The following is a 12313-nucleotide window of genomic DNA, read 5'->3' on the forward strand; positions in this document are numbered from 1 at the left end:
GGGTCGTGGCCATCAGGCACTGAGGCGGAAGCGCTGGACCAGCCCCTCCTGCTGCTCGGCAAGGGAGTCGAGCTGCTGGCTGGTCTCGGCGACCCGCTCTATGCCCTGATAGTTGAGATCCGAGATGTCGGAGATGCGGTTGAGGTTGGTGGCGATGTCGGCGCTGGTGGCCTGCTGCTGCTCGGCGGCGGAGGCTATCTGGCTCGACATGTCGCTGATGAGCACCACGATGCCCTGCACCTCTTCCATGGCGTTGTTGGCCTGGGAGCTCTGATCCACGCAACTGTCCATCTCGCGGGAGCACTCCTGCATCACGTTGACCGCCCGGGCGACGCCTTGCTGCAGGTTCTCGATCATGGTCTGGATTTCGCTGGTGGACTGGGCGGTGCGGCCAGCCAGGTTGCGCACCTCGTCGGCCACCACCGCAAACCCGCGTCCCTGCTCGCCGGCACGGGCCGCCTCGATGGCGGCGTTGAGGGCCAGCAGGTTGGTCTGCTCGGCGATGCCGCGGATGACGTCGAGGATGTTGCCAATCTGGCCGCTCATGGCGCTCACGTCGCCAATCACCTTGCCGGTCTGCTGCAGCTTGCCCGCGAGCTGGTGGGTGGTGGTGATGTTGCCTGCCATCACCTTGCGCCCCATCTCGGAGGCCTTCTCCACATCCTGCACCCGCTCCAGGGTCTGGTTGGCGGCCTGGGCCACCTCCCGCACCGAGGCCTCCATCTGGGTCATGGCGGCGGCGACCGAGGCGGTCTCCTGACGCTGTTTCTCCAGATCCGCCCGCACCGATTCGGTGGTGTGGCGGTTGTCGTGGGCGGCGCTGTTGAGCTGGGTCGACGCCTGGGAGAGCTGCTTTAGCACATCCCCCATCTGGTGGATCAACAGGTTGATCTGGCTGGCGAGCTGGCCGAATTCGTTCTGGCTCTTGAAGCCGACGCGCTGGGTCATGTCACCCTGGGTCACTTCGGTCAGCACCCGCAGCAGCTCTTTCAGGGGGCGGCGGATGGCCTTGCCCAGGGTGAAGGCCACCAGGATGGCGACGAAGATGGCGATGGCGATGCTGATCCCCTGGGTCAGGGTACTCTGGGTCTGCACCCGATCGGAGGCCTGGATGCTGGCGTTCATCAGCTGCTGGCTCTGGGCGGTGATCCCCTCCAGCTTGTTCTGGATGCTGAGGATGAGCTGGCTCGCCTGCTTGCTCTGCTCGCGCATGGCCTGCTGCTGCTTCATCAGGGCCAGGTATTGGGAGAGCACGCCGTCATTGCCCGTGGTGTCACGCACGAAGCCATGGACGTAGTGGCCCATGTTGTTGTCGAAGTCCTTGAGCTCCCCCTGGAGATCCTTGATGGTGCTGTTGAAGCCCTCGATCTGCATCTTGTTGCGCTTGAGCGCCGCCTCGATGGGGGCGGGGATGCTCTGGTTGAGGGCATCCATGGTGGAGAGCTCGATGGCGGAGAGCTTGGTGGTCAGGGTCTCGGAGAGCATCTTGATGAAGCTGTCGTCGATGGTGACCATCATGTCCCCCAGGTTCTTCTTGAACTGGGGCAGGCTGACCTGGAACTGGCCCTTGGCCTGATTGACCTTGTGCAGCCGGGTGAGCAGGGCCTCGTGTTCGCCGGGCAGGGTCTGGGTCAGTTGCAGGTAGTCATCCACCAGCTTGACGAGGGCAGTCATGTCCGCCTGCAACTGGGGATGAACCGCCACCTGCTGTTTGAGGCTGGCGACCATCTTGTCGACCTGGCCCTTGGCCTGTTGCAACTCGGCCACTTCCGCCGGCAGTTGCTTGAGATCCTGCTCGGTCAGCACGTCGGTGAGCCATTTGTTGGCGCTGAGCAGGCTTATCTGGGTCTGGCTGCTGGCGAGTACCAGCGGCATGGACTCCTGGGTCACCTGATCCAGGGCGCCGCTGAGTTCGCTCTGGCCGCGAAAGGTCAGTACCGCACTGGCGACCATGACGGCGACCAGGATGGCAAAGCCCAGATAGACTCTCTGTAAGATCGAGAGGTCTGACATTGTTTGTTTCATTATTGTCCCGCTGTCTGTGCAAAAGTCCCTTGCCTGAGTACCCCGTCCCTTTGATACCCTGCATGCCCCGAAGGGGATGCCGTTGTGGTTCGCGGGACGTCTCCTCGCTATCGGTATTCTTCACAATAACTGAAGCGATTGGGACAACGGCTGTGCCAAATGTCGGCTTGTGTCACACTTGGCGCGTTGCGGCGGCCTGTTTGGGAGCCGCTTGAGCTTTGTATTGAATTTTCTTTTTCCTATAAAGGAGTTACCCATGGCGCAAGAAACCATTTTCAGCAAAATCATCCGCAAGGAGATCCCCGCCGACATCCTTTATCAAGACGATCTGGTGACCGCGTTTCGCGACATCCAGCCCAAGGCCAAGACCCATATCCTGATTATTCCCAACGTGCTCATCCCCACCGTCAATGACGTGGAGCCGGATCACGAGCTGGCGTTGGGCCGGATGTTCACCGTGGCCCGCAAGCTCGCCAGCGACGCGGGCATCGCCGAGGACGGCTACCGCCTCATCATGAACTGCAACCGCCACGGCGGGCAGGAGGTCTATCACATCCACCTGCACCTGGTCGGTGGCGAGCCCCTGGGACCCCTGCTGAGCCTGTGATGCGCCTCGTCCCGTCGACCGGTCTGCTGTTGGCCGGTCTGCTGCTGGGGGGCTGTGCCTCCCAGTGGAAAGACATGTTCGTCTCCTACTCGGATCAGATGGTGCCCTTGCGCAACCAGCTGCTGCTGGGCCATGCCGCCGAGGCCCTGCCCGAGGTGCGCGAATCGACCCCGGGGGACGACACCTTCGTGCTCGACCAGCTGGAGAAGGGGCGCATCGCCTGGCTGGCGGGTCAGGACGGCCCCAGCAAGCAGGCCTTTGCCGCCGCCGACAGCCGGCTTGCGTGGGAAGACAATCAGGCCGAGTACCGCCTGAGCCAGGGACTGGCCCAGGCGGGCAGCCTGCTCACCAACGATCAGACCCTGGCTTACCAGGCGCCCGATTACGAGCGCACCATGCTGCACCACTATCTGGCGCTCAACTACTTGCAGCGCGGAGATGCCGACGGCGCCCTGGTAGAGGTGCGCCGTGCCAACCAGGTGCAGGAGCAGGCCCTTAAACGGCGGGCCGACGAGGTGCGCAAGGCCGCGCAGGAGGGGGATCGGGAGGACGAAGCCGGGGAGATGCGCCAGCTGATGTCGCGCGGCGCCCCCGAGCTCGATCGCCTGATAGGCCAGGTGAAAAACGGTTTCCAGAACGCCTACACCTTCTATTTCTCCGGCGTGCTCTACGAGGCGGCCGGGGATCTCAACGACGCCTGGGTCGATTACCAGCGCGGCTACCAGATAGCGCCGGACAACCAGAGCCTGCAGGATGCCCTGCTGCGCCTGGCCCGGCTTCGCGGCTCTCCCGAGGAGCTCAAGGAGACCGAGCAACGGATGGACCGCAAGGCGCCGCCCTTGGCCAAGGATCAGGGCCAGCTGGTGGTGCTGTTTGAAGATGGCCTCATCCCGGCGCGCCGGGAGCTCTTCCTGCCGCTGCCCATCTCCACCTCCAGCGGCGATTTTCGTACCTTTACCGTGGCGGTGCCCTATTACGACAATCGGGCCAGCGACGGCGCCCCGCTCACCCTGTCGGTGGGCAAGGGGGTGGCGCAGACCAGCGAGCTGGTGAGGCTGGAGGCGCTGGCGGCCAAGGATCTGCAGGAGCGGCTGCCTGGCATGCTGACCCGGCAGGCCCTGCGGCTGGTGGCCAAGGAGCAGGTGCGGCGCACCGCCGCCAAGGAGGGGGGGGATGTGGGCAACATCCTGGTGGGGATCTTCAACACCCTCTCGGAGCGGGCGGATACCCGCAGCTGGCTGACGCTGCCCGCCAAGGCCTCGAGCTGGCAGGGGATGGTCCCGGCCGGGAACGTCACCCTGACCCTGGGGGCGGGCAGCGCCATGCGCACCCTGCCACTCAGCGTCCACGCCGGGCGCACCACCCTGGTGTGGGTACAGCGCCTGGGGAGCGGGCTCACGACCCGGGTGATGCCCCTCTAGGGGGAACCGGATATGGCAACTCAGATGAATGACCGGTCAGGCCGACGGCCACCGGCAAGGAGAACAAGATGAAAGCACAAGGGTTGGCCCTGGGCCTGGTTCTGCTGCTGATGGGCTGTGCCACCAATACTTCCGGCGTGGCGCTCTATGGCGCGGCCGGTGCGGCGGCGGTGGCCGAGCAGCATCAAAACGTCAACGTCACCCTGACCGAGCTCAGCCGGCGCCAGCAGAACGGCCTGTTGCAGGTCAACGTGGCGGCGGCCAGCACCCAGCGTGGTGACAACACGCTGCAATATCTCTTCTACTGGTATGACGACGCGGGGCAGGAGGTGGCCAGCGATGGCCGCGGCTGGACCCCCCTCAAGCTGCATGGCTACCAGACCCGCACCCTGTCCGCCCTGGCGCCAAGCCCGGCTGCACGGGGTTACCGGATTTACGTTCGCGAAGTGATGGAGGAATCCTACTGATGAAAATGAATCATGCCCTGCTGATCCTGACCGGCACCCTGCTGCTGGGCGGCTGTTCCAGCACCACCGTCAGCTATGGCGATCCCACCGAGACCGAGACGGTGACCGTCGATTACGGCTCCTCCGACTTGCAGGCCATTGCCGACAAGATGGCGGATTCCATGCTGGCGTCCCCGGCCACCAGCGAGATCACCGCCGGGGGCCGCCCGGTGATGTTCATGGACTCCATCCGCAACAAGACCTCGGAGCACATCGACACCGAGGCCATCACCGACACTATCCGCACCAAGCTGCTGCGCTCGGGCAAGTTCCGCTTCGTGGACATGAGCAAGGTGGCGGCGGTCAAGCAGCAGCTCGAATACCAGCAGGGCAGCGGCATGGTGGATCCCGCCACCATGGTGCGGCTCGGCAAGCAGACCGGTGCCCGCTACATGGTCTATGGCAACCTCGCCAGCATCGTCAAGGACAACGGCAAGGTGAAGGACGTCTACTACCAGATGACCATGAACCTGATGGATGTGGAGAACGGCGAACTGCTGTGGGCCGATCAGAAAGAGATCCGCAAACAGGCCAAGAAGTCCACCTTTGGCTGGTGAGGACCCACGGGGGCAGGGGGATCTGGCGGAGCTGGCGCTCCTCGCCAGCCTGCCGGTGCCCTGGGATCAGGGGCGCCTTGAGCCGCTGGGCCAGGGCCTGACCAACGGCAACTACCGGCTCAGCCTCCCCACTGGCGAGCAGGCCTTCCTGCGCCGCGGTCATCCGGATCCGGTGCGCCTTGGCATCGACCGGGCCACCGAGTGGCAGCTCTACCAGGGGGCGGTGGGGCAGGGGCTGGCGTTGCCCTGTCATCACGGCGATCCCGCCACCGGCCTGATGCTGCTGGCGTGGTGCGACGAACCCAACTGGGCCGAGCAGGCGCCGCCTCTCGCCGCGCAACCCCGCCTGATGGCGGATGTGCTGGTGCGGCTGCACCGCCTGCCGGTGCCGACCGTGGTGATGGCGGTGCGGGCCCACAGCAGCGGTTATCGGCAGCGTCTGGCCCATATCCCTCCCTGGCTGCCCGCGCTGGAGCGGGCCCTGCTCGCGAGCCGGGAGCCGGACGACTGCTGGCTCCCTTGCCATCACGATCTCAATCCGGCTAACTTGTTGGGGTCGCGGCCCTGGGTCATCGACTGGGAGTACGGCGCCGCCGGCCATCCGGGGTTCGAGGTCGCCAGCATTCAGCGCACCCACGGCTGGAGCGAAGAGCAGCGGTGCCAGTTGGAGAGCTGCTATCTTGAAGCCATGGACGGGGCAGCGACGGGGCTGGGGCCCCGGGGATTCCAGGCCGACGCCTTCCTGCCCTGGGTCGATTACATCGGCCTGCTGTGGGCGCTGCTGATGGCCGAACAGCAACCCGGGCCCGAGTATCAGGCCCTGATCGACATCAACCGCCAGCGCCTGGAGTGATGCCCGGCAACGGCCTGCGCGACGGGTGTATTCAATGAATGGGAGGCATGCATGGTGACCACATTCTCATGGCGTCAACCGCGTAGCTGGAGCCTGCTGCTGCTCTGCCTGCTGCTGACGGGTTGCGCCACCCGGGTGATCTACTACTGGCTCGACTCGGCCATCGTCTGGCAACTGGACGACTACTTCTCCCTGGACCGCAGCCAGAAGAAGCTGCTGGACCAGGAGGTGAAGGGGCTGATGGCCTGGCACCGGCAGCATGAGCTGCCCATCTATGCCCGGGATCTCGATGCCCTGGCCAAGGCGGTGGCCAGCCCCATGAGCCCGGCCCAGGTGACCCTGCATCTGGACAGAACCCAGGCGAGCCTGACCCGCACCCTGGAGAACGCCATTCCCCGCACGGTGCGCCTCGCCAAGACCCTGACCGACGAGCAGGTGGCTCGCTTCATGGCCGATCGGGTGAAGCGCCAGCAGGAGCGTCAGCACGATTTTGCCACCCAGTCGAAGGCCGAGATGATCAAGGGATTTCGGGAGAAGATGAACGAGCGCCTGGTGTTCTGGATTGGCAAGGTGAAGCCGGCCCAGGAGCCTCTCATCACGCAGTGGGCCGAGTGGCAATACGAGATGATGGCCCCCTGGCTCGACTTTCAGGAGGCCTGGACCAAGGAGCTTGATCGGCTGATGAAACAGCGCCAGAGTCCGGATTTCGGCCAGGAGCTGACCCGCTTGCTCCAGCAGGGGGACGGCCTGATGGATGGCCGCTTCACCGGCTACACGGACCAGTCCCGCCAGCGCACCATCCAGTGGCTGAGCGATCTCAGCCACTCCATGGATCTCTCCCAGCGGGCCCACCTCTACACCCTGCTCAAGGACTATGCCGAGGACTTCGAGGGCATGACCCGCAGCCGCTGAGGGTGCGGTGAGACAACACAAGGGCGGCGGGCCCCGGGCCTGCCGCCCTTGTTCTTGTGGGGCAGGCTGTGGTAGCTTGCCCTTTCTATTGTGTGGGAATTAACTTTTGAACCTGACCGACAACGTGAAACTGGCGGCGATGACCCTGCTCATCACCCTCGCACTGTTGTTCTCTACCCTCTCGGTGGAGGGGGTCAAGGTACCCGCGTTCCAGCCCTCGGCCCAGCAGGCCCACTCGCTGGCGGAGGGGGCGGCACCTGCCGACGCAAGCCCGGTGGCCCACGGCGTCAGCGGCAGTGACGATGGCATCGTCAAGTTCGTCGGCTCCCACCAGAATCACCTGCTGCGCCTCGAGCACTCCCTGAGCCGCGATCATCAGCCCGGCAGCGTGGTCTACGAGCTGGTGATGAGCTGGTCCCAGCAGGCGATCCTGCTGCTGCTGTGCGGCCTGCTGTTCTATGCCGCCCTCTTCTACCCGGGGACGAGCTTTCGCGATCACTTCGCCGGCATTCACAGGCGCCGCCTGCAGCGCCGGCATCTGCAGTACCGCTTCGCCCAGAGCTTCCTCGCCTGATCCCGATGGGGTCAGCTTGCCACCTGTTGCCTCATCTTCTCTCTGTTGCTGTTCACTTTTAGTGAACGGCTAGGCTGTCTTGTTTCATTTTTTTGCACGGTGCGACCCCGGTGTCGCCCCTTGCCATCGCCTGACAGAGGCCGATTTCATGAGAAAAAAGAGTCATACCGTGTTGAACCGCATGAGCCTGTGGCAGTACGCCCTGTTGCTGCTGATGCTGGTCACGTTCGCGTTCTATTCCCTGCCTACCTTCTTCGGTGAGCAGCCCTCCCTCGGTCTGCACGGCCAGTCGCGCCTGAGCGACGCGCAGCGCACCCTGCTGGCCAAGAACCACATCGACCCCCTCAAGCAGATCGCCCAGGGTGGCCGGATGGCGCTGGTGTTCGCCAGCCAGGGGGAGCAGCAACTGGCCAAGCAGTTGCTGGAGCAGCAGGGGCTGGACAGCGCCGCCCTGACCCTGGAGTTCTACTCCAATGCCCCGGCCTGGATCAGCCGGCTCGGCGCCGACCCCATCAAGCTCGGGCTGGACCTGCGCGGTGGCTCCCAGCTGCTGATCGGGGTGGACGTGGATTTCGTCATCGACAACCAGACCAAGAACCTGGTGGATACCCTGCGCACCCGTTTTCGCGAGGCCAACCTGCGCGGCGCCAGCGTGATGCGCACCGCCCAGGGGAGCGTGGCCGTCACCCTGCCCGACGTGGCGGGGCAGGAGGCCTGGCTCTCCATCATCAAGGAGAGTGCCGGTACCCGCCAGGATCAGTGGACACTGAGCCGCTCCGGCAATGCACTGACCCTGGTGCTGAGCGACGCCGAGCGCACCCTGCTGGTGAACAACGCCGTGACCCAGAACCTGTCGATCCTGAAAAAGCGGATCAACGAGCTCGGCATCGTCGAGGCCTCGGTGGTGCGTCAGGGGCAGGACGGCATCCGCATCGAGCTGCCCGGGGTGCACAACCCCAAGCAGGCGAAAGAGGTGATCGGCGCCACCGCATCCCTGGCCTTCTATGAAGCCAAGGCCGACAGCCGCTTCTTCATGGCGGATCGCAGCGGCCAGGCGGTGGGGCTGGCCCGCCAGCCGGTGCTGAGCGGCGAGCACATCGTCGATGCCCGCGCCAACATGGGGGAGATGGGGCAGCCCCAGGTCAACATCGTGCTCGACACCCTGGGTGGGAGCAAGATGAACCAGTTCAGCCGCCAGCACGTGGGCAAGCCCATGGCCACCGTCTTCACCGAGTACAAGACCAACGCCGAAGGCAAGCTGCGCGCCCGAAGCGAGGTGATCAACGTCGCCACCATCCAGACCGCCCTTGGCAACCAGTTCCGCATCACCGGGATTGGCAGCCTGCCCGAGGCCCAGGAGCTCGCCATGCTGCTGCGGGCCGGGGCCCTCACCGCGCCGCTGAAGATCCTGGAAGAGCGCAGCATAGGCCCGACCCTGGGTCTGCAGAACATCGAGGCGGGCTTCACCGCCCTGGCGTTCGGCATGGCGGGCATGATGCTGTTCATGATGGCCTGGTATCGCAAGTTCGGCTGGGTCGCCATCACGGCGCTGGTCGCCAACCTGCTGATGCAGGTGGGCATGCTGGCGGTATTGCCGGGGGCCGTGCTGACTCTGCCGGGGATCGCCGGTCTGGTGCTCACCGTCGGCATGGCGGTGGATACCCATGTGCTGATTTTTGAGCGGATCAAGGACCGGCTGCGGGAAGGGGGGTCTTTGGCCAACGCCATCGACTTTGGTTATCGCTCGGCGTTTCGCACCATCTTCGATGCCAACATCACCACCCTCATCTGCGCCGTGGTGCTCTATGCCATCGGCTCCGGGCCGCTGCAGGGCTTCTCCATCACCCTGATCCTGGGGCTCATCTCCAGCATGGTGACCGGCATCTGGGGCACCCGCGCCATCATCAACCCCCTGTGGGGCAACAGCCGCGCCAAGCTGCTGAGGGTATGACCATGAACCGACTTCATCACCATGACGCCGCGCCCGTGAGTCTGTATGACCTGCGCACCGACCGCTTCCTGCCGGGAAGCCTGAACCACCTGACGTCGAGGGAAGAACAATGCTGAGAATGATCCTGGCCATGGGGCTGACCCGCTGGCGCTATATCGGGCTGTGGGCCTCCGTGCTGCTGACCCTGGCCTGCGTGGCCGTCCTTGCGACAAAAGGGCTCGCCCTCGGGCTCGATTTCACCGGCGGCATCCTGCTGGAGTTTCGCATCCAGACCCTGAAGGAGGCCCATGAGCTCAACGCTCTGCTGACGGCGCCCCTGGCGGGGGTGGTGGAGCTGCACGGCGCCGGTGTGCCCGGCGAGTGGCTCATCAAGCTGCCCCCCCACGCGCTGCCCTGGGCGGCGGAGGATCTGGCGACCATGCTGGGGCTGCAACTCGCCCTGCCGGTGGAGCTCTTGCGCACCACCATCGTCGGGCCCCAGGTGGGCGCGGAGCTGTTCCAGCAGGGGATGCTGGCGGTGCTGGTGGCCTCGCTCGCCATCTCCGCCTACCTGGCGGTGCGCTTCGAGTGGCGCCAGGCCATCGGCATCCTGGTGTCGGTGCTGCACGACGGTCTGGTGGCCATCGGGCTGCTCGCGCTCTTTGACATCGAGTTCGACCTCAACGTCATCGCGGGCCTGATGGCGGTGATAGGCTACTCCCTCAACGACAGCATCGTCATCTCGGACCGGCTGCGGGACTTGCTGGGGTCGCGTACCCGCATGGGGATCCACGAGTGCTCGGACGTGGCCATCAAGGCCACCTTCAGCCGCACCATGATCACCTCGGGCACCACCCTCTTCACCGTGGGGGCCCTGCTCCTGTTCGGCGGCGACGCCCTCTACGGCTTCTCATTCACCCTGTTCGCCGGCATCCTGGTGGGGACGCTCTCCTCCATCACGGTGGCCTCCACCGTGCAGGAGCTGCTGGGGCTCTCCCCCCAGGCTTACCAGAAAAAAGAGGAGGAGCTGGCCGAGGCGGCGTGACCGCCGGCGCCCCGTCACGGGGCACATGGGCGGCCAGTGCGGCCGCCCCGGGCAAAAAAGGAAGGCGAATGCCTTCCTTTTTCCATTCTGCCAGAGGGGGCGCGGCGGTCCCGAAGGCCGGGCTGGGGCGGCGTGTGTGACGCGGCCGAGCAGAAGTTGAAAAGTGTAATGAAATGCATGTTTTAGGCGCTATTTTCGGGGCCCGCTTCGGCTACACTGGCAGGGAGTCTATGGATGGAGTAAGCACTCATGAATATCGCTCGTCGGCTTCAACTTATTGCCCTGCTGGTCATGCTGGCCCTGGGGTGTCTCAGCTGGTTCAGCATCAGCAGACTCTCCTCCGCCAATGCGGATCTCAGCTATGTAACAGACAACACAGTCCCCAGCATTTCCACGATCAAGGAGATACAAACAGACTTCTACGCCCTGCATTCATTGATCCAGGCGCACGTGCTCAACACCGACGACGGCAAGATGAGTCAGATAGAGCAGAGCATTGCATCCCTTCACACCAATATGGACGCCCTGCTGAGCCAGTATGAAAGCGGGATGATCTCCAATGAGGAGGACAGGCAGCTCGTCGCCGATGATCGGCGCCTGGTTGCCCAGTACGGCAAGGCCTCTGAAGACGTCCTGCGCCTGTCCCGCGAGAACAAGAATGTGGAGGCCAGAGAGGCGATCGACACGGAGCTTGCCCCCTTGTTTGAGCAGCTTTCCCAGGCCATCGACAAGCACGTCCACTTCAACATCCAGCAAGGTGACGCCGTCAAGCTGCGAGGCGAGCAGAATGCCGATAGCAGCATGCAGGCCCTGTTGTTCATCTCGGTGGGCGCGGGCGCCCTCACGCTGGTGCTCTTTCTCTGGCTGTTCAGGCAGGTCGCCAATCCCCTCCGTCTGGCCATGGCGACCCTGTCCGAGATCCAGCGCGACCTGAACTTCACCCTGCGGGCCAATGTGAGCCAGCAGGACGAGATCGGCCAGACGCTGACGGCGGTCAACCGCCTGCTGGACACCTTGCAGCAGACCTTCACCGAGTTTTCGGTGGGCAGCCTGCAGATCAAGAGCACGGCAGAGTCTCTCTCCCAGGCGGCCCAGCACATGGCGGAGTCGGCGAGTCAGGCCAATGACGCCACCAGCCTTATCGCCGCCGGGGTGGAGGAGATGAGCGTGAGCATCACGGACATCTCCCAGCGCACCCAGGAGACCAGCCGCATCACCAATGAATCCGGCAAGCTCGCCAGTGACGGCGGGGCCACCATAGAGCGCACTGTGCTCGCCATCAACGACATCGCCGACGCCATTCGTCAGGCCTCTCGCGATGTGACGGCGCTGGGGGAGGGGATCTCCCGCATCGGTGGGGTGGTGAACGTCATCAACGATGTGGCGGGGCAGACCAACCTGCTGGCGCTCAACGCCGCCATCGAGGCGGCGCGGGCCGGTGAGCAGGGACGCGGCTTTGCGGTGGTCGCCGACGAGGTGCGCAAGCTGGCGGAGCGGACGGCCCAGTCGACCCAGGAGATCTCAAGGACGGTGGAGGCTATCCAGCAAGGGTCCGAGGCCACGGTGGCCAGAATGGTCCTGGTGGAGGAGAAGGTGGCGCAAGGGGTGGCCATGGCGACGGAAAGCGGTGCCATCATCACCCAGATCCGCCAGGCCTCCCATCGCGTCATGGATCAGGTCGGCGAGATCACCCTGGCCATCCGCGAGCAGACCTCGGCGGCGGAATCCATCGCCCTCCAGGTCGAGCAGATAGCCCAGGTGGTGCAGCAGACCAGCAGCACGGCGGAGGAGACCTCCGCCGCCGCAGAGGAGCTGAACGTGACCACGGAGAATATCCACCAGCAGATCTCCCGCTATCGCATCCAGTGATGCGCGGATCGATT

Annotated in this window: 11 protein-coding genes; 10 read left to right on the top strand and 1 reads right to left on the bottom strand. The window is 64.6% G+C overall.

Features of this window, described 5'->3' with window-relative positions; genetic code table 11:
• Window positions 1-12 precede the first annotated feature (12 nt).
• Window positions 13-2025, bottom strand: coding sequence for a methyl-accepting chemotaxis protein (locus AB7E19_RS11565; RefSeq protein WP_041215416.1), 2013 nt, complete (start codon window positions 2023-2025; stop codon window positions 13-15).
• Window positions 2026-2281: 256 nt separating this feature from the next.
• Here AB7E19_RS11565 and hinT point away from each other — a divergent pair, with 256 nt between their 5' ends.
• The 10 genes from hinT to AB7E19_RS11615 all read left to right on the top strand — a co-directional run bounded on the left by hinT (window position 2282) and on the right by AB7E19_RS11615 (window position 12299).
• Window positions 2282-2632, top strand: coding sequence for a purine nucleoside phosphoramidase (hinT, locus tag AB7E19_RS11570; RefSeq protein WP_010674343.1), 351 nt, complete (start codon window positions 2282-2284; stop codon window positions 2630-2632).
• Window positions 2632-4053, top strand: coding sequence for a COG3014 family protein (locus AB7E19_RS11575; RefSeq protein WP_427935333.1), 1422 nt, complete (start codon window positions 2632-2634; stop codon window positions 4051-4053). Before hinT ends, AB7E19_RS11575 begins: the two co-directional genes overlap by 1 nt.
• A 68-nt stretch (window positions 4054-4121) precedes the next feature.
• Window positions 4122-4520, top strand: coding sequence for a YcfL family protein (locus AB7E19_RS11580; RefSeq protein ID WP_124244362.1), 399 nt, complete (start codon window positions 4122-4124; stop codon window positions 4518-4520).
• Window positions 4520-5116: a penicillin-binding protein activator LpoB gene (gene lpoB, locus AB7E19_RS11585; protein WP_239053339.1), complete on the top strand. Its 597-nt coding sequence runs from the start codon at window positions 4520-4522 to the stop codon at window positions 5114-5116. The genes AB7E19_RS11580 and lpoB overlap by 1 nt, the downstream gene beginning before the upstream one ends.
• Complete coding sequence (locus AB7E19_RS11590) at window positions 5106-5969, top strand: phosphotransferase (protein ID WP_427935336.1); 864 nt, start codon at window positions 5106-5108, stop codon at window positions 5967-5969. The genes lpoB and AB7E19_RS11590 overlap by 11 nt, the downstream gene beginning before the upstream one ends.
• A gap of 51 nt (window positions 5970-6020) precedes the next feature.
• A complete protein-coding gene (locus AB7E19_RS11595; protein ID WP_041215412.1) occupies window positions 6021-6881 on the top strand; it encodes a DUF6279 family lipoprotein in 861 nt (286 codons plus the stop codon).
• Window positions 6882-6987: 106 nt separating this feature from the next.
• Window positions 6988-7455, top strand: coding sequence for a hypothetical protein (locus AB7E19_RS11600; RefSeq protein ID WP_042883117.1), 468 nt, complete (start codon window positions 6988-6990; stop codon window positions 7453-7455).
• A 148-nt stretch (window positions 7456-7603) separates the two neighbouring features.
• Window positions 7604-9406 (top strand): protein translocase subunit SecD, encoded by a 1803-nt coding sequence (gene secD / locus AB7E19_RS11605; protein WP_427935339.1) that lies wholly within the window; start codon window positions 7604-7606, stop codon window positions 9404-9406.
• A 109-nt stretch (window positions 9407-9515) separates the two neighbouring features.
• On the top strand, window positions 9516-10430 hold the full coding sequence (gene secF / locus AB7E19_RS11610) for a protein translocase subunit SecF (protein WP_214004639.1): 915 nt from the start codon (window positions 9516-9518) through the stop codon (window positions 10428-10430).
• Between the two features lie 249 nt (window positions 10431-10679).
• Window positions 10680-12299: a methyl-accepting chemotaxis protein gene (locus tag AB7E19_RS11615; RefSeq protein WP_202043834.1), complete on the top strand. Its 1620-nt coding sequence runs from the start codon at window positions 10680-10682 to the stop codon at window positions 12297-12299.
• Window positions 12300-12313: the final 14 nt, after the last annotated feature.

This window comes from Aeromonas sp., from assembly GCF_050252055.1.
Taxonomy (GTDB): domain Bacteria; phylum Pseudomonadota; class Gammaproteobacteria; order Enterobacterales; family Aeromonadaceae; genus Aeromonas; species Aeromonas caviae.

Excerpts from the sequence above, each read along its gene's own strand:
- secD (WP_427935339.1), top strand. The coding sequence starts at position 7,604 with ATGAGAAAAAAGAGTCATACCGTGTTGAACCGCATGAGCCTGTGGCAG.
- lpoB (WP_239053339.1), top strand. The coding sequence starts at position 4,520 with ATGAAAATGAATCATGCCCTGCTGATCCTGACCGGCACCCTGCTGCTG.
- AB7E19_RS11565 (WP_041215416.1), bottom strand. The coding sequence starts at position 2,025 with ATGAAACAAACAATGTCAGACCTCTCGATCTTACAGAGAGTCTATCTG.
- AB7E19_RS11595 (WP_041215412.1), top strand. The coding sequence starts at position 6,021 with ATGGTGACCACATTCTCATGGCGTCAACCGCGTAGCTGGAGCCTGCTG.
- AB7E19_RS11575 (WP_427935333.1), top strand. The coding sequence starts at position 2,632 with ATGCGCCTCGTCCCGTCGACCGGTCTGCTGTTGGCCGGTCTGCTGCTG.
- hinT (WP_010674343.1), top strand. The coding sequence starts at position 2,282 with ATGGCGCAAGAAACCATTTTCAGCAAAATCATCCGCAAGGAGATCCCC.
- AB7E19_RS11615 (WP_202043834.1), top strand. The coding sequence starts at position 10,680 with ATGAATATCGCTCGTCGGCTTCAACTTATTGCCCTGCTGGTCATGCTG.
- secF (WP_214004639.1), top strand. The coding sequence starts at position 9,516 with ATGCTGAGAATGATCCTGGCCATGGGGCTGACCCGCTGGCGCTATATC.
- AB7E19_RS11580 (WP_124244362.1), top strand. The coding sequence starts at position 4,122 with ATGAAAGCACAAGGGTTGGCCCTGGGCCTGGTTCTGCTGCTGATGGGC.